Genomic DNA, 25732 nt, shown 5'->3' on the forward strand with positions numbered 1-25732 from the left:
GATCGCTCCCGCTCGCTCTCTCTGCAACACCCAATACAAACGGCATCGCAGCCTACTTCTCTCTTCCCTCTATGGCTCGCCTGTAAATTTGTCAAGTTGCAAAAAACAAAACCAACGTTTTATCAACGCCGGTTTCCGCCCCGACACCGGGACCGGTCGAACCGGCCCGCAACTCGGAGCTCGTGTATATTACCTCAGGGTTTCGGATTTGTAAAGCCCCCCTTTGCAGAAAATCGGCATGAAGGGAGCCTACAGTTTACGAATCGCCTCGATCAGCGCGTCCACATTTTCCGGGCGCGTGGCCCAGCTGGTGCAGAACCGCACCGCGGACCGGCCGCTCCCCATCCTCTGCCACAGTTCGAAGGAAAAGTCCCTCAGGAGCCGGTCGATGTCCCCATCCGGCAGGATCGGAAACTGCTGGTTGGTCACGGACTCGTAGAGGAACGGGACTCCCTTCTCCAAAAACGCCTCCCGGAGGCGCATCGCCTGGCGATCCGCATGCCGCGCCAGCTCGAAATACAACCCGTCCTCGAACAGGACCTCGAACTGGATGCCCAGCAGCCGCCCCTTGGCGAGCAGGCCGCCCTGTTGCTTGACGAGCGTTCGGAACTGCCGGATGCGCCCGGGGCTCGGTATCACGACCGCCTCGCCGAACAGAGCGCCGACCTTCGTGCCCCCTATGTAGAAGACGTCGCAGAGCCGGGCGACATCGGGCACCGAGAGCTCCGCCCCCTCGGCCATGACCCCATAGCCCAGCCGCGCCCCGTCCAGGAACAGGGGAAGCCCGTACGAGCGGCAGACCGCGCTCAGCGCCTCGAGCTGTTCCTTCCCATACAGCGTTCCGTTCTCGGTCGGGTGGGAGATGTAGACCATCCCCGGCTGGACCCTGTGCTCGCGGGTGGGATCCGCGCCGAACTCCTCGAGCGCCTCTCGGACCCGCTCCGCGTTCAGGGTCCCGTCCCCGCTCGGGAGCGCCCACACCTTGTGCCCCGTGGCCTCGATCGCCCCCGCCTCATGGACGTTGATGTGTCCCGTATCCGCGCACAGGACCCCCTCGCAGGGGCTCAGGAGGGACTTGATGACGGTGGTGTTGGTCTGGGTTCCGCCGACGAGAAAATGCACCTCGGCCTCCGGGGCCGCGCACGCACCTCGAATCAGCTCCGCGGCGCGCTCGCAGTGAGGGTCGAGCCCGTAGCCCGGCGTCTGTTCCAGGTTCGTCCCGGCCAGGCGCTCCAGGATCCGGGGATGGCACCCCTCCAGATAATCGCTGTCGAATCGTATCATCGCTGCAGCCTCCTGTATGTCGGTTCTCGGGAAATTCGCGCGGCCATGTCCGGCGGTCCGGGGAAAAGGCCCCGGACCCTTCCGCTCAGGGGAGCAACACCGCCGCCGCGGAATCGAAGCCCAGCGTTACGGACTCGCCCTCGCTCCAGATCCGCTTGCCGGGAAGGAAGGGGTCGAAGGAGAGAGCGCTGCGGCCCCCCGGCAGGGCGACCTCGTACTCCATGTGCGACCCCAGAAACGTGGCCGCGGCCACGGTGCCCGTGATCCCGTCCGAACCGGAGGCGAGCCCCGGGACGAGCTTCTCGGGCCGGATCACCAGCATGGCCTCGCTTCCCGCCGAGAGGGCACAGCCCCTGGCTCCCCGGACGGACGCGACGTGGCCGAAGACGTCGACGGAGAAAACCCCGTTCTCCGTCCCCAGGACCCTGCAGGGCAGGACGTTTGCCTGGCCGATGAAGTCCGCCACGAACACGGACTGGGGCTCCGCATAGATTTCGTGCGGCGCACCGATCTGCTCGACCCGGCCCCCGTTCATCACCATGATCCGGTCCGAGAGGGTCAGGGCCTCGCTCTGATCGTGCGTGACGTAGAGGCATGTGATGTCGAGGCTCCTCTGGATCTTTCGGATCTCGGTGCGCATGTGGATGCGCAGCTTGGCGTCGAGGTTCGACAGGGGTTCGTCCATCAGGAGGACCTCCGGCCGGAGCACCAGGACGCGCGCCAGCGCCACGCGCTGCTGCTCCCCGCCCGAGAGCTGGCTGGGGAGGCGGCGTTCGGCCCCCGCAAGGCCGACGAGCTCCAGCCCCTCCGTCACCCTGCGCCGGATCTCGGGCTCGGACAGCCGCTTGACGCGCAGCCCGTAGGCCACGTTCTCGAAGACGCTCATGTGCGGGAAGAGGGCGTAGCTCTGAAAGACGAAGCCGATGCCCCTGCGATTGACGGGGACGCCGGTCACGTCGCGTCCCCCGATCAGGATCGCGCCGGCGCTCGGCGTCTCGAAGCCCGCGACCATGCGCAGCGTGGTGGTCTTGCCGCAGCCGGACGGCCCCAGAAAGGTCACCATCTCGCCGGGCGCGACGGCGATCGAGACGCCATCCACCGCCCGTACGGGCTCTCCGTCCTTCCAGAAGATCTTGGATACGTCCCTGATTTCGAGGCTAACGGCCATGGGTCAAGCTCCCTCCTCCGGAGATGCGCCTCGTCATGAGGCGGGTCAGGCCCGTCAGCACCGCCGTGGCGGCGAACACGAGCAGGATCAGCACGACGGAGAAGGCGCAGGCCTGGGCGAACTGGAGCTCCGTCATGCACTCCAGGATCCGCGTGGTCAGCAGGCTCCAGCGCATGGACACCAGAAAAATGGTGGCGCTGATGGCAGTCATGCAGTGGATGAAGAGGTAGCGCATGCCCATGAGCACTGCGGGGACGACGAGCGGTACGGTCACCCGGAAGAACGTCCGCACCGCGCCCGCCCCCAGACTGGCCGAGGCCTCGTCGAGCGAGGGGTCGATCTGGTGCAGCGACGCGACCACCGCGCGGATGCCCGCCGCCTGATAGCGGAAGAGATAGGCCGCGACCAGCACGGTCATCGTGCCCGTCAGGACGATGGGCGGCCCGTTGAAGGCGATGACGTAGGCGATGCCCACCACCGTCCCGGGCAGAGCGTAGTTCAGCATGGAGGAGAACTCCAGAAAGCGGACGCCGAAGAACTTCTTCCTCTGGACGAGATAGCCGATGAGGACGGCCAGAAGGCCGCCCAGCGGCGTGGCGACCCCCGCGATGATCAGGGTATCGGTCACCGCCTTCTTGCCGTGGGTGAGGACGTAGCGGAAGTTGTCCCACGTCAGGGTGTTGTCCACGCCCCAGACCTTGACCGCCGAGCCCCAGAAGATGATGGAGTAGAGGTAGAGGATGAAGGCGACGACCAGGAAACAGGCGAGGAGGACGCCGCCCTCCGCCGCGGGGCCCAGCCGGACGAACTCGCCCCTGCCGCCGGACTTGCCGCTGACGGTGACGTAGTTCTTCCGCCCCACCCAAAGGCGCTGCAGAAGGTAGACCGTCACGGCGGGGACGAGCAGCAGGAAGGAGAGCGCCGCGCCCCGGCTGAGGTCGTAGAGCCCGGTGATCTGGAGGTAGGCCTGGGTCGGCAGGACGGGGAATCCGTGTCCCGCCAGCACCAGAGGGGTGGCGAAGTCCGCCAGGGAACTGGCGAAGAGCAGCAGGGCCGCGTTGGCGATCCCGGGGATGGAGAGCGGCAGCGTGACCGTGCGGAACACCCGCCCCCCGGAGGCCCCCAGGGAGAGGGCCGCGTTCTCCAGGTTGGGGTCGAGCGCCGAGAGCACGGCCGTCAGGGTCAGGAAGGCCACGGGAAAGTAGGTGAGCGTCTCCGAGATCCAGGTGCCCCAGAAGCCGTAAAAGTTGAAGGACCCCAAACCGAGCAGCTTGACCAGGGTCCCGTTGGGCCCCAGGGCCAGGGTCAGCGCGATGCTGCCCGTGAAGGGCGGGGAGATGAGGGGCAGGGTCGTCACCGCCCCGATCAGGCCCTTGGCCCACAAGGGCAGCCGGGTCCGCGTGACGGTGAAGGCGAAAAGGTAGCCCAGAAAGGTGCCCGAAACGGCCACCCACCCGGCGAGCCACAGGCTGTTGACGAAGGCCTGCCGATCGTACCCGTCCCCCAGGGCGGCGGACAGGGACGCGAGCGTGAGGCCCCCCTCGGCCCAGAAGACCTGGGCGAGGAGCCGAAACAGGGGGTAGAGCACGAAGATCCCCAGCGCGATCCAGACGGCGATCAGAGCCGGAAGAAGGGCGGGGTCCCTCAGGAGAGGGGTGCCCCGCCCGACGCCCGGAGAGTCCGGGAGGCGTCCCATCGTCGCCGGCCTACTTGATGACCTCGTTGATCCAGCGGTCCACGAACCCCTTGCGGCTGGCTCCCTTCCAGGCCACGTCGGTCTCGATCAGCACGACCTTCGAGACGTCCAGCGCGGGGTTGTCGACCGTCACGTCGGTCCGGGTGGGGATGTAGTTGATCTTCTTGTCCACGAGCAGCTGGGCGAAGTCCTTGGAGGTGGCCCAGTCGACGAACTTCGCGGCCTCCTCGGGGTGCTTGGCGCCCTTCAGCATACCCACGGCCTCGACACCGTAGGAGACGCCCTCGGACGGGTAGCTCAGGACCACGGGATAGCCCTGCTGCTGGATATCCAGCGCATCCACGACGTAGAAGATCCCGGACGCCGCCTGCCCCGACGCCACGGGAAGCGCCCCGCCCGCACCGCTCTTGGTGTACATCTGGACGTTCTGATGCAGCTTCCTCTGATACTCGAAGGCCTTGTCCTCGCCCATGATCTTCACGAGGCTGTAAATCCGCTCCGTGGCGGTCCCGGAGGTGCGGGCGTCGGCCATCTGCAGGCCGTTCTTATACGCGGGGTTCAGCAGGTCCTCCCAGGAACGGGGGGCCTCCAGCCCCTTCTCCTTCAGAAAGTCCGTGTTCGTCAGAAAGACCAGAGGGATGATGCCGACGCCCGTCCAGTAGTCCTCGGGAGAGCGGTACTTCGCCGGTATGCCGTCCGCGTTGGCCGGCTTGCGGGCCTCGAACACGCCCTCCTTGACGCCGGCCTCGTAGGTGTCGGCCGGCCCGCCCAGGATGACGTCGGCCTGGGGATTGCCCTTCTCCGCGACCACGCGGGCCAGGGCCTCTCCGGAGGAGAATCGCATGAAGTTCACCTTGATCCCCGTCGCCGCCGTGAAGGCCTCGAAGACCTGGGAGGCGTACTTCTCCGGCATGATGGTGTAGGCGTTGAGTTCACCCGCCCCAGCCGCGGGGACCGCGCCGGCCAGGCACAGGACGAGAAGCAAGAGAGACGAAACGCGCAGCAGATTGAAAGACATGACGAAAAACTCCTCCTCTTGATTTTTTCAGTTTTACCGCAAGACTATTCCACGATCCTGTCCACAAAGAACGTCCGGATGAAGGCGACGATCTGAAGCGCAAAAATGAAGAGGACCACGAACCCCGCGGCCGCGGCCAGCGCCTTGACGCCGTCCACCCCCTGAGCTCCCCCGCCGTATGCCGCCATGATGATGGCCACGGTGCCGACGGAGATGCCCCACAGGGCCTTCAGCTTCGCGGGGGGCTCCGTCCCGATCGGGACGTCCTTCACGCACATGGAGCCGATGTTGGTCAGGGTCGCGTCCGCATTCGTGATGAAGGAGATCAGGATCACGAAGATGTTGACCGGCACCACGATGGCCCCGAGGCCGAAGGGCAGGTGCTTCAGGAACTCCCAGAGCGCCATGATGGCGCCGCCGCTGTTGATGGCCCCGACCAGGTCCGCTCCGCCCGTGGACTGCATGTGGAGCGCACTTCCGCCCCAGATGCCGAACCAGACGAGACCGAAGGCCGACGGCAGGATCCAGTTGACGATCATGTACTCGCGCACCGTGCGGCCGTAGGAGATCATGGCGAGGAAGATCCCCGTGACGGGGGCGTAGCCGACCCAGAAGGCCCAGTCGAAGAGCGTCCAGGACCGGACGAGCGCCTCGCCGCCGATGTCGATGGGGTCGAGGCCCCAGTGCCAGAAGTTGTGGAGCCACTCCGCGAGGCCGGCCGTGAAGAGGCGCATGATGTAGACGAAGGGCCCCGTGAAGAGCAGCAGGGCCAGGAGCCCGTAGTAGAACCAGGCGTTGAGGTTCCCCAGTGCTTTGAGCCCACGGTCCATGCCGATGTAGGAGGAAAAGGTGAAGGAGACGATCAGCAGGGCGCCGATGGCGACGAAGAGCGGGAGCTCTCCCTGAATGCCGTAGCCGCTCTTGAGCCCCCCCATGACCAGGGTGATGCACATGGTCAGGCCCGTCGTCAGGCCGATGGCAAGGGCCAGCATCGAGAGCGTGTCGATCGCCGCGGCGAACCAGCCTCGGGTCACGCGCTCCCCGAAGATCGGCTTGAGCGTCGTCGTAACGTGCAGCCTGTCCCTCTTGTTGTAGTAGATGTAGGCCACGAGCAGGCCGCAGAGCGCGTAGATGGCGTAGGGGACGAACGTCCAGTTGTAGAAGCTGCGCGCCATGGCGAAGATGGCGGCCTTATGCGTGTTGGGCTCGATCCCGATCTGGTTGAGCTCGCCCCACACATTGCCGTAGTAGATGAGGGGCTCGTTGACCCCCCAGGTGACGATGCCCGTCGCCACGCCGCCCGTCAGGGTCATGGCGAACCAGGTCCAAAAGCCGTACTTCGGCTTTGCCTCCCGGCCGCCCAGCCGCAGATTCCCAAGCCGCGAGAAGAACACCACCGCCACCAGGACCACACACGCCATGATCGAGATCTGGTAGAGCCAGCCGAAGCTGTCCAGGGACCAGAAGAAGAATTCGTTGGCCCCCTTGGTCAGGGCCTCCTTGCTCAGCAGCCCCAGAAGGGCCGCCCCGCCGACGACGAAATAGGCCGGGATGAACACCGACCAGCGGATCCGCCTGCCGACGTTCTCCTCCGGGACCCGCGCCGCGTTGCCGTCGTTCCGTTGGTTCTCCATGCCATGACCTCCCGAATCCTGTTTTACGCCCCCCGGTCCGGGGGGTGTCCCCACCTCGAAAAAACGGCCGCATTCCCTTCCGAACTCAGTCCAGGGCCCGACGTGCGGCCTCGAGCATCCGGCCGCTCCTCACCACCTCGTAGGCCGACTGAATGTCCGCCGACAGGTTCCGGTCCCGGTCGTACCAGGGCACCGTCCTGCGGAACTCCTCGTAGGCCGCGGCCGTTCCGCGGCCCAGCCTCAGTTCCGGATTTCCGTTGAGCCTCAGGGTCAGGGCCTGGGCGGCATGGATCATCTCCATGCCCAGGACGTACTTGAGGTTGTCGACGATCCGACGCAGGCGCTGCACGACGTGGGGCATGTTCGTCGCATGGTCCTCCATTCCCCCCGCCAGGGAGAAATAGTCCGCGGAGGACGGGTTGGAGAGATGGCGGATCTCCGCATCGAGGGCCGTGAAGGTCTTCTGGAGCGCCCCGAACGCATGGACGTGGATCTCCTCGGGGGTCAGGAACCGGGGCAGCTTCGTCAGCACGGGGTTGGAAAGGCGGATCGAGCGGTAGCAGGACGTCCGCGAGACGTGGCTCAGCATGATGGCCAGCATCTCGAACCCCACGGCCAGCGTCGTGACCTCGAAGTTGGAGCAGGAGATGATGCGCCGCTCCTCGAGCAGCATGCAGGGGTTGTCGTCGGAGGTGTTCATCTGGATGAGCAGGTAGCGATGCACGTACTCCATGGCGTCCCTCAGGGAGCCGTGGACGTAGGCGCCGGCCCGGAAGCTCACCGGGTCCTGAACCGGACGGTCGGGGTCGGGGTCCTCGATGAAGCTCCCCGCCACGAACCGGCGCACATTGGCGGTGCTGGCGATCTGCCCCGGCAGCTTGCGCAGGGCGTTGCTCCTCTCGTTCAGGGGGGAGACGTTCCCGTTAAGTCCCTCCAGCGAGACGGCATAGATCAGGTCCGCCTGATCCGCGAGCTCGAAAAGGTCCGCCAGGACCAGCGCGCCCTGGGCCGCCGCAAAGGCGTTGCTGCTCACGATCGCCAGACCGTCCTTCGGCCCCAGGACCACGGTCTCGAGGCCGGCCCTTCGGTGGGCCTCCGCGGAGGACATGCGTTCGCCCCGGTAGACCACGTCCCCCTCGCCGATCATCGCCAGCCCGATGTGGGAGAGCTCCGTGATGTCCCCCTCCCCGATCGAGCCGCGCTCCGGAATGACCGGGTGCAGACGGTGGTTCAGGAAGTCGGCGTAGCGCCGTGCGATAGCGGGCTGAATGCCCGTATTGCCGTTCAGCAGGCAATTCAGGCGGATCGCCATCGCCGCCCGCACCTCGGCCTCCGAGGCCTCGGGCCCGACGCCCAGGGTGTGCGAGTGCACGAGGTTCTCGTTGTAGGCCTTGAAATACTCCGAGGCGATGTGCCGGTCCTTGTTCCAGCCCACGCCGGTGTTGAATCCATATACGGGAACGTCGCTCTCCGCCAGGTCGTAGACCAGCCGCCTCGAGGCCTCGAGCCGCTCGAGGCCGTCGGAGGAGATCTCCACCTCCGCCCCCTCGCAGGCAATCCGCCACAGATGGTCGAGAGTCAGGTTGGAGCCGTTCAGCGTCACCTTCATGATTCCGTGCCCTCCGTCCTTGCATGAAACCGAATTGTGTCCGAGAGAAGAGGCGAGGCATTCCGGGGAGGCGTAAAGAAGCGCGACAAGCGGCCGTCGTACCGCTCGCCTCCGCCAATTATACCATTCCCGTCCTCCCGGATAAGGTAAACTCTAGGGGGCGCCAGCCGTTCCGGCCGACGCCAAAAAACAACTTTGCTGCGGACGGGAGCGATGAGGATGTCCGAACTTTACGGGTTGATCCTGACTGGGGGAAGCGGGACCAGGCTGTGGCCCCGGTCCCGGGAGGACCTGCCGAAGCAGTTCCTGGCTCTGTGCGGAGCGCGGACGCTGTTTCAGGAGACGATCGTGCGGATGCTGCGCATCCTGCCCCCGGAGCGACTGCGGGCGGTGACCGGAGCCCAGTGGGAATCCCTGGTGGCTCACCAGGCCCGGGAGGTCGCGCACACCCCCGAGGACTTCATCGTCCTGGAGCCGACGATGCGCAACACGGCGCCGGCCATCCTGCTGGGATGCGAGGCGCTTCGGGACTCGGGCGCGGGAGAGGACGACGTCGTCGTCGTCACGCCGAGCGACCATATCGTCCGGAACCCCGACGCCTTCTCCGAGGCCCTCGAGCGCGCGGTGGAGGCCGCACGGGCCGGATGCCTGGCGACGCTGGGCATCGTACCCGACCGGCCCGATACCGGCTTCGGGTACATCCGACGGGGGGCGGCACGCGGCCCCTGGTTCGAGGTCGAGGCCTTCGTGGAGAAGCCCGACGCGGCGACCGCCGAGGAGTACCTGAGAAGCGGCGCCTACCTCTGGAACGGCGGCGTGTTCGTCTTCACCCTGGGGAGCCTCTACCGGGAGCTCGAGCGGACGTCCCCGCCCCTGTTCTCCCTGGCGGGGAGGGGCGCCGCCGCGCTGCACGGCGAGTTCGAGGGAATCGAGCCCATCTCCTTCGACTACGCCGTCATGGAGCGGGCCCGGAGGGTGGCGGTGGTCCCCCTGGATGCGGGCTGGTCCGACGTGGGCTCCTGGGACGCGCTGCACGAGGTCTCCGACCGCGACGAGCGCAACAACGCGGCCATCGGCGACGTGACGCTGCGCAACGCCTCCAACTGCTTCGTGGACTCCAGAAACCGCCTGACGGTGCTGAACGACGTGGAGGACATCGTCGTGGTCGACTCCCCCGACGCCCTCTTCGTGACGCGGCGCGGGGCCTCTCAGGGGGTGCGCGACGTCGTCCGGGGCCTGAAGGCCGAGGGGCGCCGCGAGGTCAGCCAGATCTCCGAATGCGCCAGGCCCTGGGGCGCCTACCGCGTGCTGTGCGAGGCCGAGCGCTTCAAGGTCAAGCGCATGGTCGTCATTCCCGGCAAGGGGCTGCCGCTGCAGTCCCACTGCCATCGGGTGGAGCACTGGATCGTCGTGCGCGGCACGGCCCGGGTGCGGGTCGGGGACGAGGAGCGCTTCGTCCACGAGGGGGAGGGCGTGTTCGTCCCCAAAAACGTTCCCTGTAGTCTCGAGAACTGCGGCCGCATCGAACTCGAGGTGGTGGCGGTCCAGGAGGGGGAGTACCTGGGCGAGGACGACTCCGTCCGTCCGGACGAGGAACGTCCGCCCGTCCGCGGCGAACAATGAGTAATCCTGACGTTCAAGCCGCCTTTCATCGGTGCTATCATGCCCGGTAATCGCATGGGAACGATGTTCCGTTCTCGAGCTCGTGAGGAGGGATTTATAGTGTTTTCCAGAAATTTTCTGCTTCTGAGTGTGATGGCGGCCCTCGTTGTGTTCGCCGCAGGGTCGGCCGCGAGCGCGGCCGTGGAGTCCGTCGCTGTCATCGACATGTTCGAGGTGACCAATAAGCACCCCAAGATGAACGACGCCAAGGCACAGATGGCCACGATCTCCCGCCAGAAGGAGAACGAGGCGAAGGCCGCGGCCGACAAGGAGTCCGACCCCGCGAAGAAGGCGCAGATCGTCCAGACCAAGCGGATGGAGCTGGCCCGCGAGGAACAGAAGATCATGGACCCCATTTTCAGGGACTGTCAGCAGGCCGTTCGTCAGGTGGCGGGGAACAAGAAGCTGACCCTCGTGCTGAACAAGTCCGTCGTCCTGATCGGCGGAGTGGACATCACGGAGGACGTCATCCAGCAGCTGGCCAAGGGCAGCGCCGCCGCCACAACCCCCAAGAAGAAATAACGAGGCTATCGGCATCGTTCCCAAAAGGCTGCGCGAATTGGAGCGCAGCCTTTTGTCCTGTTTTTGCGCCGGTTCGGCGCATCCCAAGGACGAGAAAGGCGGCTCGAAACACAACATGAAACTGTTCATCACGGACATCGACGACACGCTGTCGGTCGGCGAGGTGGTCTCGGAGGAGGTCATGAACGCCTGCGCCCGGCTCCGAAGCGCGGGATGGGACCTGATGGTCGCCACCGGGCGGACCTACAGCGCGGCCCGGAGACACATGGAGGCGATCGGCGTGACCCGCCCCTCGATCCTGTACAACGGGGGCCGCATCGTGGAGCCCGGCGGTCGTCCCCTCTACAGCCGCCTGATGGACAGGGACCTGGCACGCCGCGTCCTGGAATACGTCTGGACGCTTCCCCTGGAGCTCCAGATCTCCGGTGACGAACACATCGGCTGCCGGGAGAAGGACGCGGAGACGCGGCGGTTCTTTGCGGGCGTCGGCCCCATCCGCCTCGTGACGGAGCCCGTGGTGACCGAACCCGTGTTCCGCATCTGCCTGTGGATGGATTCCGAGATCATGCCCGAGGTGGAAAGGGATCTGAGGGAGCGGTTCGGCCACGAGGCGGAGGTGTGCCCCGGCGGCACGCAGTTCATGGACATCCAGCCCCTGGGGACCTCCAAGGGGACCGCTCTGGATCGCCTCCTGGCGGAGCTTCCCTCCAGGCCGGAGGTGATCGTCGCCGCGGGGGACCACAGAAACGACCTGGAGCTCCTGCGCCGGGCGGACATCGCAGCCTCGCCCGTCAACGCCCACGAGACCCTGCTCCGGGAGGCGGACCTCGTGATCCCGCGCGCGACGGAGCACGGCATAAGCACCCTGATCGACCACATCCTGTCCCCCGATTTCTCCGTGGGAGGCGCCACAGGTCAACGTCTGCTCTGACCCACGGGGCCGCCCGCGGTCGTTTATAATGGACAAGATGGGCAAGGGCGAGACAAATCCAAGGGGGCAGCGGAGTCCATGCAAAATCTGAGGTGGCTTTCGGGGGTGCTGGTCGCGGCTTTTCTCCTCCCGCTTTTTTCGGGAAAAGCCTTCGTGAGGGAGGCGTCCTGCGCGCAGCGGGAGCCGAACTGGGTCTGGAACGTCCTCGTCGTCCCCCCGCAGGGCGGATGGGAGAGCGAGTCGGGGCGTTCCATTCGGGCCGCCCTATCCTGGCACGAGGAGGAGATCGCGGACAGCGGCACCGGTGCCGGAGGGCACGACCTCCGGTTCGTGTACCTTCCGCCGATGGACGAGGACTCCGTCGCCTCCGCCCCTCTCTCGGTCGACAGGCGCACGGCAGCCGTAATGAGCTTCGCCTCCCCCGAGGTCGACCGCGGCCTGGCCGGGAAAATGGCGTCGCTCGGCGTCCCCCTTCTGCTGGCGGGCGGGGAGGACCTGCCCCCCGCTCCGGACGGACGTCCTCTGCCCTTCGTCTTCGCCCTCGATCTCTTCCGCGATTACCGAAGCAAGGCCTTCGCCGCCTACGCGGCCAGGATCATGACCCCTCAGGAGCATTTGGTCCTCATGGGAAGCCGCTTCACGGTCCATCAGGAACGCGAGGCCAAACTCTGCCAGACCCTTCTGGACGACGCCGGCTTCATGCCCATGCCCTACTGGGTGGACGCCTCGGTCTCCGACACCTTCGCGCTCGTCGGGGAGGAGGTCCGGAGCTCCGGACAGGGCGTGCTGATCTCCTTCATGGGCGGCATGGCGGTCAAGGAGCTTTGGCGCTCCTTCATGCACGCGCTCACCCCCTGGCGCCTGTGGCACTGCGGCAGGCCGGACGATTCCTTCCTCTCCTTCCGGGGCATGATCTTCGCCGACCAGAACCTGCTTCTGGACCAGAAGGGCGGTTTTCTGGACCTCAAGCGCCGCCTCTGGAACACGCGGGCCCTCCGGGTGACGGACGCCGTCGCCGCCGGCCGGGCCGACGCCCTTGCCCAATGGTTGGTCCAGGGACTCGACGCCCTTCCGGAATCGATGGAACACCCGGACCCCAAAGCCCTGCTGGACCGGCTGCGCAGGGTGGAGTTCGTCACCTTCGGCAACCAGAAGCTGGAGCTGACCCCCGAACACCAACGCCCCCGCTACCGTCAGGTTTACATCGTGGAGATCAGGGACCGCAGCTATTTCCTGCTGGACTCGCTTCCGGTCGAGGGTCCGGCCTACGTCTCCTATTATTGACCAGCTCCCTCCTCTCCGGGGTCTCGTGATAAAATATCGGGGTTCACGAGGGCGTGCGGGGGTGGCGGAACGGCAGACGCGCCAGACTTAGGATCTGGTGTCCTTGTGGCGTAGGGGTTCAAGTCCCCTCCTCCGCACCAGAAGTTTCGAAAGACGCTCGATTTCGAAAGGGCATCCTCATGGTTCCTTGGAGGATGCCCTTTTTGCCGGCCTCGCCGGCCTCGTCTCCCACTCGTCTCCCAAAAGACGCCCCTTTCGGCGGAGCCCGAGGGCTACGCCGGGTTCACCCAGACCCGGACGCCGGAGGCCACGGGACTGTCCGACGGGCGATAGGCCCTCAAAATCGTCTCCCCGAAGCGGAGGGTGCAGTGCAGCTCGCGCCCCTGATACTGGACGTCCTCGACCTCCGCGGGCAGCCCCCTGCCGTCCTCGGACAACGAGACCCGCTCCGGACGGATGGGATAGACGCCCTCGTCCCGCCACACGGCGGCGCTCCCCTGCCCCATCCAGGCCCAGGAGGCCCCGCCCTCGGCCCCTTCGGGGTAGAAAAGCCGGTCCTCCCAGCGCCCCCGAATCAGGTTGGCCTTCGAGACAAACCGGGCCACGAAGGGCGACGTCGGCGTCGTATAGACCTCCGCGGGGGTCCCGACCTGCTCGATCCTCCCGCCGTTCATCACCACGACCCTGTCGGCCAGGGCCATGGCCTCCTCCTGATCGTGGGTGACGTAGACAAAGGTCGCGCCGTGCTTTCGGTGCAGAGAGGCGATCTCCTGACGCATCTCGATCCGAAGCTCCGCGTCCAGGGCCGAGAGCGGCTCGTCCATCAGCAGGATGCCGGGGTCTCCGGCGACGGCCCGGGCGAGGGACACGCGCTGGCGCTGTCCTCCGGAGAGATGGGCCGGGTGCCGGTCCGCCAGGGCGTCGAGCCCCATGGTCCGGAGGATCCTCATGGCCTCGTCCCGGTCGCTCCTCCGCCCCCGGTGCTTCAGGGCGAAGAGGACGTGCTCCGCCACCGTCATGTGGGGCCACAGGGCGAAGGACTGAAAGACCATCCCGACCCCGCGGGACTCGGGCGGCAGCCGGAAAGCCGCCGACGAGACCACCCTGCCGTCGAAGAGCACCGTGCCCGAAGTCGGTTTTTCGAAGCCCGCCAGCAGGCGCAGCAGCGTCGTCTTGCCGCAGCCCGAGGGGCCCAATACGGCGGTGAAGCTCCCCGCCGGAAAGACCGCATCGACGCCGTTCAGGGCTCCGAAGGGTCCGAAATGCTTCTCCAGCTTCGTGATGGAGACGAAAACGCTCATAGGGCGTCGCCCTGCCTTTCGTATCGATTGACCCACCGGCGCAGCGCCAGTCCGGCGAGAAGGAGGATGGCGAGCAGCCCGAGGACGAGGACCGAAAAGGCGCAGGAGAGCGTGACGTCCCCCGCCTGCTCGAAGTTCAGGACCACCATGCCCACCGTCTCGGCCCCCAGGGCCCCGAGGACCGAGGAGACGGTGAGCTCCGTCAGCGCATGGGCCGTCGTCATGAAGAAGCCGGCAAGGAGCCCGGAGGAGATCAGGGGGACGATAACCCGTCGCCAGCAGGCCCAACGGCCCGCCCCGCACACCCAGGCGGCCTCCTCCACGGACCGGTCCACCTGCTGCAGCGCGCTGGCGCTGGCGCGGAGCTGCAGGACGCTGAAACGCACGACGTAGGCGATGGCCAGAAGGGTGCCCGTGCCGTAGATCCCGGGGCGCCAGCCCGGCAAAGGCTCCATCCAGGCCAGGATCATGGCGAGGGCGAAGACGGTTCCGGGCAGGACGAAGGGCAGCGAAAAGGCGGCCTCGGCGAACCGGAACGTGAGCCCCGGACGCCGCACCCTGCCCCACGCGACGTAGGAACCGATGACGAGCGCGCTCCCCCCGGTGAACAGGGCCAGCCGAAAACTGTTCCCCAGGGCCCCGAGGGCCTTCGGGCTGCCGAGGAGAAAGGCGAAATTCTGCAGGGAGAGGTTCGCCGCCTCGAGGGGCAGCCCCCAGGCTTTCAGCAGGGACGCCGCCAGCATGGAGAGGAGCGGCAGCAGCGAGGTGACGGCGACGAACCCCCAGAGGGCCCCCTCGACCCACGGACGGAGACGGCCAAGCTCGCAGCGGGGCTGCCTGTCGGCCGTGACGCTCTCCAGGACTCCGCCACCGCGCAGAAGACGCCACAGGACGGCACAGCTCAGGAGGGCGATCCCGCCCAGCACCACGGAGAGGGCCGCGGCGCGGCCGAAGGCCGAGGGGCCGAAGCCGACGACCTCCTGATAGATAAGGGTGCTGAGGACGTTGATGTTCCTCCGTGCCCCCAGAAAGGCGGGGATCCCGAAGTTGTCGAGCCCCGCGAGGACCACGGTCATGGCCCCGCCCACGATGCCGGGCAGGGCACAGGGAACGGTGGCCGCCCAGAAGGTCCTCCACGGACCGGCTCCGGAGCAGCGGGCCGCCCATTCGGCCTCGCGCGGGACCTTACGCAGCGCGTTGAGGCAGAACAAAAAGGCCAGGGGAGCGTGGCAGATCCCCATCACCGCGACGATCCCCCACCAGCTGTAGGCCGAGGGCACGTTCCAGCCCGTGATCTGGGCCAGGAAGCCGCCGGGGCCGGTGAAGCGCGCCCAGGCCAGGGAGGTGATATAGGACGGGATGACGAAGGGCATGACGAAAAGCCCCTCCAGAAGCCTCTTGCCTCGGATGTCGGTGTGGGCGATGAGCCAGGCCTGGAGGAGTCCGAGGGCCGAGGCCAGCAACGTCGAGGCCCCCACGATGCCGACGGTGTTGAGGATGCCCGAGCGCACCCGGGCCGAGGCCAGGAGCTCCGCGTAGAGGCCCGGGCTGAGCCGCCCGTCGACCCACAGGCTCAGCAGGGCAAGGCGCAAGAAGGGCAGCACGAAGAAAAAGAAGACGGCCACCAGAAAAACGGCGTTCCATCCCCCGATGAAACGCCGCGGCCCCAACGGACCCCGCCCCTCCTGCACCATGTGCTTCCCCGATACGGCCCCGGGCTCAGTGTCCGAAAAGCTCCGAGAACCGGCTTTTGTCATGTTCGCGCTCCCCCGTCAGAACGGCGACGTCCGCACTCAAAATCCTCACCCGGTCGATCCCATGCAGCCCTTCGGGGACGGGGACCCCCTTTCGCACGGGCACGTAGCCCATCTCGGAGAACAGCGCCTGCCCCCTCTCGGACAGGACGAAGTCCACAAAGCGCCTCGCATCGTCCCGGGGCCCGTCCTTGGCGACGATGCCGACCGGCTCCGTGATGATGGGGGACCCCTCCTCGGGATAGACGTAGTCGACCGGCGAGCCCTTGGCCTTGGCGCGGCGCGCCATGTAGTCGACGACGGGGCCGAAGAACCTCTCCCCGCCCGCCACCGCGGTGATGATGCTCCCGTTGCCCTTGCCCACCGCGACGCCGTTCCGCTTCAGGGCCTCGTAGAAGCTCCAGCCGAAGCCTTCCGACCGGGTCAGGACGCCCAGCTGATAGGCCGCCGCCCCCGAGTAGAGCGGGCTGGCCATGATGGCCCTGTCGGCGTTCTCCGCCGCGAGGAGCGCCCTCCAGGAGGGTTCGACCGTTCCGCCCGCCGCCGTGTTGAAGACCAGGACGGTGGCGAGCATCTTCGTCCCGCAGTAGGCCCCGTCGGGGTCCCTGAAGGCATCGGGCAGCCCCTCGGCCTCGGGGGAGCGGTAGGGCTCGAGGACGCCCTCGGCCTTCAGGCGTTCGAACGAGATGGCATCGGCGAGCAGCAGGACGTCGGCCTGCACCTCGCCGGTCATCCGCTCCGCCAGAACCTTGCTGAGGACCTCCTCCGTGCCCGACCGGAACACGCGGACCTCGACCTCCGGATGCAGCTTCCCGAAGGCCTCGAGCAGGACCCGGACGTCCTGGTCGGGCTGAGAGGTGTAGAGAAAAAGCGGCGCCGCCTGAGCCGGCACGACGCAAAAAAGCGTCCCCATCAGCAGCGCAGCGAGTTTTGCGAACGATCGTCCCATGAAAAAATTCCCCTCCGTGTCGTCGAGTCACTTCTTAATTATATCCGTTTTGGGCCGACGAAGTACCGGGTGAATGTTGCAAAAATGAGGCGGGCCCGGAGTAATTTTCCGGACAGGCCCGCTTGGGCGTACTGCAAGGCTCCCCCCTACGCAAAGCCAAGTTTTGGGGATTTGGCCTCCTCAACCCTTTCCGGAGCCTCCAGGTCCTCGGGCAGGAAGGTTTGGATCGCCAGGTCCGTGACGGAATCCGGAGGAAGATCGAGCAGGCGATCGGCCTGGCGCATCTCGGCCCGCTCCACCAGGTTTCGAACAAAACGTCCGTTGCCGAAGTCCGGTTCACCCGCCGCCCTCTCCAGAAGAACCCGAGCTCGCTCCAGGGTCTCCGGCCCGGCCCTGCGGCCCCTCTTCTTCAGGATGAGGCCGAAGATCTCCAGGAGCTCGTCCGGCGTGTAGTCGGGGAAATCGACGTGGAAGGCCACACGGCTCTTCAGCCCCGGATTGCGCTCCACGAACTCCCTCATGCGGTCCGGGTACCCGGCGAAGACCACCACCGTGTCGTCCCGGGCGTTCTCCATCTCCTGGACGATCGTGTTGATGGCCTCGTCCCCGTAGAGCCCCCCGCGCTCGTCCACCAGGGAGTACGCCTCGTCGATGAAGAGGACCGAGCCCTTGGCCTCCCTGAACTTCTTCTTGACGATCTGCGCGGTCCAACCCACGTACTTGCCCACCAGGTCGGCCCGGCCGACCTCCACCAGGCCTCCCACGGAGAGCAGCCCGTTGTCCTTCATGATCTGCGCCATGAGGCGGGCGACGGTCGTCTTGGCCGTGCCGGGGTTCCCGGCGAAGACCATGTGCATCGACGGCCTTTTGGTGCCGATCCCCCGATCCGCAAACAGCTTTTGAGCTTTGTGGAACCGAACGGCCTGCAGGATGACCTCCTTGACGGGCCGGAGCCCCGCCATCTCCATCAGGTCCCTGTAGGCGTCCCCCTTGGGTTTGGACACCCTCTTGGTGCCCTCGGTGGCCAGGTTGCGGTACTGGACGTGGAGCTCGGTTTTGAGATAGCTGTCGTACCATTTATCGAACAGCGTGTTGAGGCCGGTGGTGAGGTGGCCGGAGTCCGGCCGGGGCAGGGCCTTGAGGAGGGACGTGCAGTCCTTGACGCCGTTCTTTCCGGCCAGCCGCCTCAGGTATCCCCGGGCCGCACGATTGAAGACGATCTCCTCGTCCAACCTGACAAAGGTGATATTGGGGAGCTCCTCCATCAGTCGATGGTACAGCCGCTCGTCCGACCGCCGCATCTCCAGGATGGTGAGGGTGTCGCGGCGAAATTCGGCCACCTTCTCGCCCAGGGATGCGACAAACTCGAAAGAGGCGCTGGCATACTGCGACTCTTCTGCAAACTCTCCCGTAAGGGACAGCACCAGAGCACACCCCTTTTGGGACTGATAGATGTCGTTCAGTTTCCTTGCGTAATAGCTGCTGTCGGGGCTCAGGTTCAGGACACAGTACCGTTTGCCCAGCAGGCGACGCCTTTGGAGCAGGGCCCCCAGCAGTAGTTCCCGCATGGAGTGGCGGACTTTAGGGTCGTCCGAGGCCAGGACGTAATGAACCGGGTTTCCCACGAAGTTCTTTGGGGCACGAGGGTCGAAGATCCGCTCGATCTCCGGCCTGAAGGAGGCACCGCAGAGCAGGCGGCTCGCTTCGGTGAGGGCCGCTCTCTTCGTGAGTGGCTCGGGAATCAGCATCTCGCTGCATTCGCTGCAGCGACAGCCATCGATAAAATCCATGTCGAGGTCTGACTTGTACCCGTCATCGTCCTCGATGTAATCCCTCCTGTCGGCGCCATACAACATCCTGGAGAACTCCCTTATAGTGGTCTCCTCGAAGTCGGTAATCCTGCCCTGGAGCTCTATCTTCCTGCAGAAGTGAGCCAACCCCCTCATCAGGTCGAACCACTCCGCGGTACTGGCCTCCACAAACACCGCAGCCCCGATAGAGACCTTCCGGTCCTGGATCTCGGACACGAAAAAGTTCATCTCTCCCCTGAATCTCTCGTTGGCCTCCACAGTCCCTTCCTTGATCCTGGCCCTGGTTTTCCTCATCTTTTGCTCGCTGCTCTCCAATGCCCTGTCGCTCTCCATCTCGATCTTATAGAACAGCATCGTCATCATCCTCCCATTATTCTCGATAGGAGGAAGTATACGGGTCCCCATGCACCGATATCAGTACATGGAGAACCCTATCGGTCTTCATTTTTCGGAAAAAAGGGGGGGAAGTTGCTTAAATGGGACTGGAACGTTCGAGCATCTGAAGGACATCCGTGCCCTCAAGCGCTGTGTTTTCCCTCGCGTAATCGATGGCATGCCACAGAGGACTCATTTCCTCGATGTCCGCTCCAAATTGGAGCAGCAGCTTGACCGTCTCAAGATCGGTGCCGCGTGAAGCCGCCAATGCCAGGGGTGTCATGGCGCTCAGGTTCTGGATGTTGACCTTAGCACCGGCTTCAAGCAGTGCCGACACGACCTCGGGAGTATTGTGGACTACCGCCTCGAACAAGGGGGGTGGTGAGGAAACGCATATTCTTGTTATTTTGGTACAGGAGGACGCCATGGGCGTTGACGTCCGCGCCCTTTTTGATCTGTTCTACGACCTCCTCGAGCGCTCCGTAATGGCAGAGCAGGGCAAATTCATTGGGAGGAACCGGAAAAACTTCCTTCCCATCCTTATTGCCCGGCTGCGTTTCCTCCGCCGTCCACTCGCGTCTGTCCCAAACTCCGCCCCCTTCGGCCTTGTTCCTTGAGTGCACCATGCCCATCACCCTCCCATGATTTTTGACGAGAGGGAGTATACAGAACCCCCCGCACCGATACTGGGGCAGGGGGGTAATAAACCTCACCGAAAGAGAAAGCGCAGCTTTAAGAACCCAATTTACTCCAGGTCTTTTGTTTGAGCAGTTCGGCAATTTTTTCCGTGCTCTCTGGCAGAGGTTTTCCAAGAAAATCTGTTAATTTAAAAATCTTTTCGCGTTGAATCCAACTGTCTATTGCTTTAAAATCCGTCTCATAGAAGTTATCGACCAAGAAAAACCTTTGAGGTGAGGCCAGAAGATTATGCCCCAATGTCTTGGCTCTATCGATAGCTTTTCGAATACGATTCTTCTCCTCATCCGTTGGTCGATATTCAGGTTTTTCAGGTTGGAACGCCAATTTCTCCAAGGAGCCGTTCCGCGATTCCACGACCACGATCTTCTCGATTTTGCCTATGGCCCGAACGGCCTTATTGGCATAAAGGCCTATGTAGCTTTGCCCTTTCCAGCCTTTATCTGCTCCGTTGTAGTACAGATTCAGTTCTTTATTGAGTTCCATGCTGCTGCCTGAAGTATGCGCACGCATCCTGTTCTCAGCGTCTGAAATAAGTTCGCTATCATAGCAATACTCTTGATAGTCGTTAATTATTTCTGTTATAAGAGGATCTTTTTCGTCGACAACCTCGAAAGCAGCTTCTATCAAATCGTCAAACAGAATGTGTTTGTGTTCAACAAATTCTTTATTTTGATCTTTACAGTTTGTATTGAGTTGTGCATTACAATTCCTGATTAGAGTTTCCAACTCTCTTTTCTCGTTATCTGGCATTGGCCCTGAGGATAGAGTCAACAGCCGTTTATATTTGTATCTTTCATTTTCAAACCCGTCTAAATGGTTCTCCAGCTGTTTTAAATCAAAGTGATCACCGCGTTTTGTCTCTATAAGGATTTTGAAGCCGGGTTGAGAAATAACGGCGTCTGGTATGCTTTTTTTATCCTTTTTCTGCAAAGCCAGAGATAATTCAAGGTCCTCGTTTTGAAAGAAACCAAGAGTCCTGAAAAAATTAAAAAATATTCTGGGTGAAAGATCGTAAAGCCTTGAAATCAGGAGCAGCGTATTCGCCGTAGCCACATTTTCTTTTTGGTGATAGCGTTGAAAATAGTGCACCTTCATGACTGATCCCCTTTACAATTTCCAGTCCAAGATTATTCCTGCGTTCTCCCTCGAAAACTCAACAGCCGCACTGCCATGAGGACTGCGTCACGCCTCCTCTCCCAGCAAATCCCTCCATCCCTCGTAGAGCATCACCATCGCCAGGGTGTCCAGCTCGCAATACTTCAGCAGAGCGCTGCGAATCTCGCCACGCTCGTAGTCGCCCATTTCCTCAAACTGCATCCGCGCGTAGGCGGTCAGGGCCGCCCCTCCGTCGCGCAGTTCGTCGTCGTCGCTCAACAGGCGAAGGTCCTTGTCCGAAGCATCCCGAAACATCCGCGGCAGACGCCTGTAGGGATCCAGGACAATCCCATTCTCCATCTCCACCCAACGCCAATCCTTGAAGTTCAGGCTTCGTATTCCGCCCGCGGCCCCGTAGATCGGCCGGGAATACTTCTCCTGAAGGAAGCGCGACCGGTTCAGGATGGCGGGCAGAACCTGCTTGATGGAGTTGGAGCCCCCGGTCGCCGGGTCGTAGTAATAGCGTTTGACCAGTTCCCACAGGTCCACCATGTCGCGTTCGCCCTCCCAGGGCTTTACAGCATTCTTCACGGAATGGGTGATCGATCGGATGAAGGCACAAAGCTCCTCCCTGTCCGGAATCGAGGCGTCCGCAAGAAGCTGGTTGTGGATCAGGTTCAAGAATGTATTCTCGTGGTTGGAGTAACGAAAGATGGTCCCGGAGTCCCGATCCAGCTCCTCTCGAAGCCGCCTCAGGAATGCGTAGTTGGGAAAGATACCGCGCTCCGTATTCAGATACTCCCCGCAGTGCTCCACCGTTCCGTCCCGATGGACCGCATGATGCGAAAATTGGAAGGCTATCCCCTCGTAGGGACGCCGTCCGGCGTTGAAGGGGATAGCGACCATGGTCGTTTCGAAGTCGATAAAATGGAGGGGAAAACACCAGCCAGCCATCTCCCGACGGAGGTTCTCCCGGTCGATCCAAGCGGATCGGTCACCGTTTCGGTGCTTCTCCACCTGCATCCACTGGCGCTCACTGGGCGAAAGTCCCGGCTTTCCGTCGGGGTGCGGGGCCACGTCCTCCTTTCCAAGGTCGGTCATCCTCACCTTGCCGGCCTTGAGCAAGTCGGATTTTCGTCTGAAATTCCAGATGTTCAGCACGGTCTCGGTCTCAAAGTCCTTTGCCTTCCACCCCAGGCAGTCCCGCCAACACTCTTTTTTCCCATTCTTCAGTCCTGCGGCTTCCTCCTCGGGCGTGGCCTGAAACTCGCAGCCCGCGCAGGCTGTCGATACGGGAACGGAAATTTTGATGTCGGAGGCGTAGTGATGGGCATAAAAATCCACCATGGCCTCAAACGTCATTTCTTTGTCCGCCTGCGCATATATTTTGTCGCACAGGTCGTCCACGTTTACATGACAAAGGATGGAGGGGAACAGGTCCGCATCGCTCAGGCCGGGATCGGTCACAACGGACTTCCGGCCGTCCTGGCCCCGCACGACCCGGAATTTCTGGTTCAATCCGTCCCGCGGGCAGAGCGCGGATTTGTCCGCCATCGTCAGATGGGCTCGCACCGTATATTGCGGCAATGCTCGACAGACGACGTATTTCTGAAAGGCAACGTCGTAAAGATAGGGTCTCCAGGAGGATGTGATCCCGCCCTGTTTTCCCAGAAAAGGAGAGCTCCCGTACGAATCGAAGGACTTGGCCTTCACCTCGTAGAGGTCGAGGCGTTCCCCCTTCTTCACCAGAATATCGGCGCGGATAAAGAAATTGTCGACGGCAAAGGCGGCCTCGTAGAGCGTCACCTGCTCCTTCCGCAGATGCTCGTGGGTCCGAGCCAGAGCCTGCTCGGTGTCCAGAGTATCGATCTCATATCCACCCGGAAAGGAGCGTTTCGCCAGCTCCCCCACCTGAAAGCCTCCCTCCGCCAGGGCGAGAAGAAAACTGTCGTCCAGGCTTTGGTTGGCGTACTCGGGCTTGCCCGTGTAAAAGAGCTTGGCGGGACACTCCAGAGCGAGCTTGAAGCGGGATTTCGTCAGGCAGCGGGTCAATCCGTATCCCTCCGTCATCAATGCCGCATCGTTTCGCCGTTTCGCATCAGAGGCCGTAGCGTTCGGCCATCTTTTTGATATCATCCACGACCTGTTCCCGCAGTTTACGCGGGGAGACCACCTCACAGTGGTTGCCGAACTGCAGGGCAAAGAAGCGCATCCCCTCCAGGGCAGCGGTGACGCGAACCTCCATCCGGTCATCATCGAGCACGCGCATGGCGGCCCGGCTCCCGAAGGCGTCCAGCACGTCGCCCGCGCAGGAGCGGGACATCCTCAGCACCACCGTCACGGGTTTTCCCCCGAACATGAAGTGGTGTTCCTGGGCGTAGAGCGCCGCGTCGAAGCTCTTGCCGTCCCGATAGCCCGGAAGGCTTCCGATGGGACGGGCGCCGTCGTCCAGAACCGTGACGTCCGTCATGCGGTCGATCCGGTAATGGGTGAGGTTGTCGTAGCCGCCGTAGCAGCCGACCAGGTAATATTGGCCGTTGGTGCAGATCATGGCGAAGGGGTGCACGACATAGGGGCGATCGCCCCGGGGTGACAGTTCCCCGTTGACTCCGATGGAGTTCAGGACGAAACGGAGCTGTTTTCGGTTTTCTATGGCCGCCTCGATGCGCTCCAGGTTCTCGAAGAACGCCCGGTTTCGATGGTGGGGCCAGAGGGGCAGGGAGTGGACGTGACGGAGGCGTCCTCTGAAGTGGCGGTTGACCAGGTCGGCCAGCTTTTGGATCAGGATGCCGGCTTCCTCCTGCGGGATGTACTTGGAGGACAGCACGCTGTCGATGAGGACCCGCAGCTCGACGTCCGAGAACTCCCGAGTCCGCAGATACGCGCCCCGACCGTTCTCCTCGTAGGTGCTGATGTCCCAGCCCAGCTCGCACAGCAGCGAGATGTTCCGCCCCACTGCGTTGCGTGCCGCACTCAGGCCGTAATCGGCCTCGAGCTTTTGGATGATCGCCCCGGAGGTCAGGGGATGTTCCTCGTCGGAATAGTCCTTCTGGACCTGGAGGATGCAGAGGGGTAGCGCGCTCCTCCCCCCAATGCTCCCGCCGGCGCAGCGCACGGGCGACCACCTCCGTGTGGATTTTTCACAAAAGACGGCTTGTATCCCCGACATTTTAGCAGAAGGATCCGCCCATTCGCCAGTCAGACCTTGAGTCCGTACTCCGCAAGATACCGTTCCGTCAGTTCGAACTCGCCTTTGCTGGGTTGGTGGAGTTTTTTACGGCCCGGTGCCGGGGGCAGGGAGAGGCCGGCCATGGTCAAAAGTGCCCTGATGGGCGCCCAGTCGTCCTCAAAACCCCAGGGATGGATATGGTCGGCAGCTGTATGACTCTCCTGGTCCGCACAGGTGAGAGTCGCCCGGATCAAGGCCATTTCCGTATTGTTTTTCAGAACGTCCTCAATTGTCCAATCTCTCTTCATCTCCATCACAGCCCGCCTCCTCTGAAGGACCTTGTCGAACACCCGCAGCATACAGCAGGGGCTGCACCGATAACGGCGCAGCCCCTGTCCTTTTATCGACCCCTGCCGAATTTTATCCGGATCCGGCTACTTTCCTGCACAACACTTGACGAAAGCGCCCTCCTTCATGATGACCTCCATCTTCTCCACCGCCACGTTGCGGATGTTCTCCAGCGGGTTGCCGGAGAGCACCAGCAGGTCGGCGAACTTTCCGGCCTCGAGCGTACCGGTGACGTCCCCCACCTTCAGCATCTCGGCCCCGATCTTGGTGGCGGCCATCAGGGTGTCCATCTCGGAGATCCCCGCCTTCTCGACGAAGGAGTACATCTCGCCCAGCGCCGTGATGCCGTAGGGGGTCAGGCTGGAGCAGAAGGAGTCCGATCCGATCGTCAGGCCGATGCCCTTCTCCTTGGCCTTACGCAGGTTGGCATAGACGCGGTTGAGCTCCTTCTCCGCCACCGTGGCGCCCTCGTACTTGTCGTGGACCTCGGGAATGTAGGGCGGGGCGTAGGTCTTGAACCACTCGTTCAGGAACTGGATCGTGGGACAGAAGTAGATGCCCTTCTTCGCCATGATGTCCAGGCACTCGTCGTTGAGGGTCTGACCGTGGATGATCAGGTGAACGCCCGCCTTGGCCGAGTCCAGCGCGCCGCCGTACCCCTCTGCGTGGGACCACACGGGGATGTGCACCATGGCGCACTCGTCCACCACCGCCTGAATCTCCTCGAACGTGTAGTGCTGATCCAGCTTCTGGTCCCAGCGCCAGATGCCGCCGCCCGTGGACCAGATCTTGATCGCGTCAGGATTGTCGCGCAGGCGCCTGCGGACGGCCTTGCGCAGGTCCCAGGGACCGTCCACACGCTCGGCCCAGGGATGGGACTCGTCGTTGTAGTAGGACGGCAACTTGTGGCTGTCGCCATGGCCGCAGGTGCGGCAGAATCCCAGACCGGTCCCCACTACACGCGGCCCCGTCATGACGCCCGCCTCGATCATGTCGCGGATCTGAAGCCCGGATCGGGAGATCTCGCCCACCGTGGTGAGCCCGCGCTCGAGGCACTCGTGCGCCTGCTGCACCGCCACGACCGTCTTCTGGACGACGTTCTCGAGCACCCAGTCGCTGTCGTCGTCGGTGAGGTTTCCGGAGAAGTGCAGGTGGGCGTCGACCAATCCCGGCATGATCGTCTTACCCGACACGTCGATCTTCTTGTAGTCCCCTCCGACCTCCTTCTTCGGCCCCGCGTACTCGATCCTGCGGTCGTCCACCAAAACCAGGGAATCCTTTACGGGCTGAACTCCCGTACCATCGATCAGCAACGCTCCCACAAACGCCGTCTTAGCCATGACACAATCCCTCCTCGAGTCTTAGTTAGCGAATTGAATTGTCGACAGCAGCATCCAAAGCGCGGTGTCCGATACCCAACCGT

General features: G+C 63.6%; 21 protein-coding genes and 1 tRNA gene. 6 read left to right on the forward strand and 16 right to left on the reverse strand.

The window, feature by feature from the left end; genetic code table 11:
- Positions 1-249: 249 nt before the first annotated feature.
- The 6 genes from EII26_RS09340 to EII26_RS09365 all read right to left on the reverse strand — a co-directional run bounded on the left by EII26_RS09340 (position 250) and on the right by EII26_RS09365 (position 8409).
- Positions 250-1284 carry a threonine aldolase family protein gene (locus tag EII26_RS09340; protein ID WP_124888893.1) on the reverse strand — a complete coding sequence of 345 codons (1035 nt, stop codon included), beginning with the start codon at positions 1282-1284 and terminating at the stop codon, positions 250-252.
- An 85-nt stretch (positions 1285-1369) separates the two neighbouring features.
- On the reverse strand, positions 1370-2452 hold the full coding sequence (locus tag EII26_RS09345) for an ABC transporter ATP-binding protein (RefSeq protein WP_124888894.1): 1083 nt from the start codon (positions 2450-2452) through the stop codon (positions 1370-1372).
- A complete protein-coding gene (locus EII26_RS09350) occupies positions 2442-4148 on the reverse strand; it encodes an ABC transporter permease (protein WP_124888895.1) in 1707 nt (568 codons plus the stop codon). The genes EII26_RS09345 and EII26_RS09350 overlap by 11 nt, the downstream gene beginning before the upstream one ends.
- A gap of 10 nt (positions 4149-4158) precedes the next feature.
- Positions 4159-5166 (reverse strand): ABC transporter substrate-binding protein, encoded by a 1008-nt coding sequence (locus tag EII26_RS09355; RefSeq protein ID WP_124888896.1) that lies wholly within the window; start codon positions 5164-5166, stop codon positions 4159-4161.
- Between the two features lie 44 nt (positions 5167-5210).
- Positions 5211-6800, reverse strand: a complete 1590-nt coding sequence (locus EII26_RS09360) for a BCCT family transporter (RefSeq protein WP_124888897.1) — start codon at positions 6798-6800, stop codon at positions 5211-5213.
- 85 nt (positions 6801-6885) lie between these two features.
- Positions 6886-8409, reverse strand: a complete 1524-nt coding sequence (locus EII26_RS09365) for an HAL/PAL/TAL family ammonia-lyase (protein WP_124888898.1) — start codon at positions 8407-8409, stop codon at positions 6886-6888.
- A 219-nt stretch (positions 8410-8628) separates the two neighbouring features.
- Here EII26_RS09365 and EII26_RS09370 point away from each other — a divergent pair, with 219 nt between their 5' ends.
- The 5 genes from EII26_RS09370 (at position 8629) to EII26_RS09390 (ending at position 12948) form a co-directional block, all read left to right on the forward strand.
- Positions 8629-10032 carry a mannose-1-phosphate guanylyltransferase/mannose-6-phosphate isomerase gene (locus EII26_RS09370; protein WP_158612245.1) on the forward strand — a complete coding sequence of 468 codons (1404 nt, stop codon included), beginning with the start codon at positions 8629-8631 and terminating at the stop codon, positions 10030-10032.
- Positions 10033-10131: 99 nt separating this feature from the next.
- Complete coding sequence (locus EII26_RS09375) at positions 10132-10593, forward strand: OmpH family outer membrane protein (protein WP_158612246.1); 462 nt, start codon at positions 10132-10134, stop codon at positions 10591-10593.
- A gap of 115 nt (positions 10594-10708) precedes the next feature.
- Positions 10709-11524, forward strand: a complete 816-nt coding sequence (locus EII26_RS09380; protein ID WP_124888901.1) for an HAD family hydrolase — start codon at positions 10709-10711, stop codon at positions 11522-11524.
- Positions 11525-11602: 78 nt separating this feature from the next.
- Complete coding sequence (locus EII26_RS09385) at positions 11603-12808, forward strand: hypothetical protein (protein ID WP_124888902.1); 1206 nt, start codon at positions 11603-11605, stop codon at positions 12806-12808.
- A gap of 55 nt (positions 12809-12863) precedes the next feature.
- Positions 12864-12948, forward strand: a tRNA-Leu gene (locus EII26_RS09390).
- A 132-nt stretch (positions 12949-13080) separates the two neighbouring features.
- Here the strand turns inward: EII26_RS09390 and EII26_RS09395 are convergent.
- The 5 genes from EII26_RS09395 to EII26_RS09415 form a co-directional block, all read right to left on the reverse strand.
- A complete protein-coding gene (locus EII26_RS09395; RefSeq protein WP_124888903.1) occupies positions 13081-14109 on the reverse strand; it encodes an ABC transporter ATP-binding protein in 1029 nt (342 codons plus the stop codon).
- A complete protein-coding gene (locus EII26_RS09400) occupies positions 14106-15779 on the reverse strand; it encodes an ABC transporter permease (protein WP_158612247.1) in 1674 nt (557 codons plus the stop codon). Before EII26_RS09400 ends, EII26_RS09395 begins: the two co-directional genes overlap by 4 nt.
- 49 nt (positions 15780-15828) lie before the next feature.
- Entirely contained in the window at positions 15829-16812 is a 984-nt protein-coding gene (locus tag EII26_RS09405; protein ID WP_124888905.1) for an ABC transporter substrate-binding protein, read from the reverse strand.
- 146 nt (positions 16813-16958) lie between these two features.
- Positions 16959-18977 carry an AAA family ATPase gene (locus EII26_RS09410; protein ID WP_158612248.1) on the reverse strand — a complete coding sequence of 673 codons (2019 nt, stop codon included), beginning with the start codon at positions 18975-18977 and terminating at the stop codon, positions 16959-16961.
- A 118-nt stretch (positions 18978-19095) separates the two neighbouring features.
- Positions 19096-19371, reverse strand: a complete 276-nt coding sequence (locus EII26_RS09415; protein WP_158612249.1) for an ankyrin repeat domain-containing protein — start codon at positions 19369-19371, stop codon at positions 19096-19098.
- Between the two features lie 52 nt (positions 19372-19423).
- Between EII26_RS09415 and EII26_RS09420 the strand changes: the two genes are divergently transcribed.
- Positions 19424-19615 carry a hypothetical protein gene (locus tag EII26_RS09420; protein ID WP_124888908.1) on the forward strand — a complete coding sequence of 64 codons (192 nt, stop codon included), beginning with the start codon at positions 19424-19426 and terminating at the stop codon, positions 19613-19615.
- 115 nt (positions 19616-19730) lie between these two features.
- Here the strand turns inward: EII26_RS09420 and EII26_RS09425 are convergent, their stop codons facing one another.
- The 5 genes from EII26_RS09425 to EII26_RS09445 all read right to left on the reverse strand — a co-directional run bounded on the left by EII26_RS09425 (position 19731) and on the right by EII26_RS09445 (position 25649).
- A complete protein-coding gene (locus tag EII26_RS09425; protein WP_124888909.1) occupies positions 19731-20792 on the reverse strand; it encodes a hypothetical protein in 1062 nt (353 codons plus the stop codon).
- 87 nt (positions 20793-20879) lie between these two features.
- On the reverse strand, positions 20880-22862 hold the full coding sequence (locus tag EII26_RS09430; protein ID WP_124888910.1) for a DUF2779 domain-containing protein: 1983 nt from the start codon (positions 22860-22862) through the stop codon (positions 20880-20882).
- 28 nt (positions 22863-22890) lie between these two features.
- Entirely contained in the window at positions 22891-23907 is a 1017-nt protein-coding gene (locus EII26_RS09435; RefSeq protein WP_158612250.1) for a helix-turn-helix transcriptional regulator, read from the reverse strand.
- 83 nt (positions 23908-23990) lie between these two features.
- On the reverse strand, positions 23991-24275 hold the full coding sequence (locus EII26_RS09440; protein ID WP_124888912.1) for a hypothetical protein: 285 nt from the start codon (positions 24273-24275) through the stop codon (positions 23991-23993).
- 120 nt (positions 24276-24395) lie between these two features.
- Positions 24396-25649 carry a metal-dependent hydrolase family protein gene (locus EII26_RS09445; RefSeq protein ID WP_124888913.1) on the reverse strand — a complete coding sequence of 418 codons (1254 nt, stop codon included), beginning with the start codon at positions 25647-25649 and terminating at the stop codon, positions 24396-24398.
- Positions 25650-25732 lie beyond the last annotated feature (83 nt).

Source organism: Fretibacterium sp. OH1220_COT-178, from assembly GCF_003860125.1.
Lineage (GTDB): Bacteria > Synergistota > Synergistia > Synergistales > Aminobacteriaceae > CAJPSE01.

Excerpts from the sequence above, each read along its gene's own strand:
- EII26_RS09340 (WP_124888893.1), bottom strand. The coding sequence starts at position 1,284 with ATGATACGATTCGACAGCGATTATCTGGAGGGGTGCCATCCCCGGATC.
- EII26_RS09345 (WP_124888894.1), bottom strand. The coding sequence starts at position 2,452 with ATGGCCGTTAGCCTCGAAATCAGGGACGTATCCAAGATCTTCTGGAAG.
- EII26_RS09350 (WP_124888895.1), bottom strand. The coding sequence starts at position 4,148 with ATGGGACGCCTCCCGGACTCTCCGGGCGTCGGGCGGGGCACCCCTCTC.
- EII26_RS09355 (WP_124888896.1), bottom strand. The coding sequence starts at position 5,166 with ATGTCTTTCAATCTGCTGCGCGTTTCGTCTCTCTTGCTTCTCGTCCTG.
- EII26_RS09360 (WP_124888897.1), bottom strand. The coding sequence starts at position 6,800 with ATGGAGAACCAACGGAACGACGGCAACGCGGCGCGGGTCCCGGAGGAG.
- EII26_RS09365 (WP_124888898.1), bottom strand. The coding sequence starts at position 8,409 with ATGAAGGTGACGCTGAACGGCTCCAACCTGACTCTCGACCATCTGTGG.
- EII26_RS09370 (WP_158612245.1), top strand. The coding sequence starts at position 8,629 with ATGTCCGAACTTTACGGGTTGATCCTGACTGGGGGAAGCGGGACCAGG.
- EII26_RS09380 (WP_124888901.1), top strand. The coding sequence starts at position 10,709 with ATGAAACTGTTCATCACGGACATCGACGACACGCTGTCGGTCGGCGAG.
- EII26_RS09385 (WP_124888902.1), top strand. The coding sequence starts at position 11,603 with ATGCAAAATCTGAGGTGGCTTTCGGGGGTGCTGGTCGCGGCTTTTCTC.
- EII26_RS09395 (WP_124888903.1), bottom strand. The coding sequence starts at position 14,109 with ATGAGCGTTTTCGTCTCCATCACGAAGCTGGAGAAGCATTTCGGACCC.
- EII26_RS09405 (WP_124888905.1), bottom strand. The coding sequence starts at position 16,812 with ATGGGACGATCGTTCGCAAAACTCGCTGCGCTGCTGATGGGGACGCTT.
- EII26_RS09410 (WP_158612248.1), bottom strand. The coding sequence starts at position 18,977 with ATGCTGTTCTATAAGATCGAGATGGAGAGCGACAGGGCATTGGAGAGC.
- EII26_RS09420 (WP_124888908.1), top strand. The coding sequence starts at position 19,424 with ATGGGCGTTGACGTCCGCGCCCTTTTTGATCTGTTCTACGACCTCCTC.
- EII26_RS09425 (WP_124888909.1), bottom strand. The coding sequence starts at position 20,792 with ATGAAGGTGCACTATTTTCAACGCTATCACCAAAAAGAAAATGTGGCT.
- EII26_RS09430 (WP_124888910.1), bottom strand. The coding sequence starts at position 22,862 with ATGACGGAGGGATACGGATTGACCCGCTGCCTGACGAAATCCCGCTTC.
- EII26_RS09440 (WP_124888912.1), bottom strand. The coding sequence starts at position 24,275 with ATGGAGATGAAGAGAGATTGGACAATTGAGGACGTTCTGAAAAACAAT.
- EII26_RS09445 (WP_124888913.1), bottom strand. The coding sequence starts at position 25,649 with ATGGCTAAGACGGCGTTTGTGGGAGCGTTGCTGATCGATGGTACGGGA.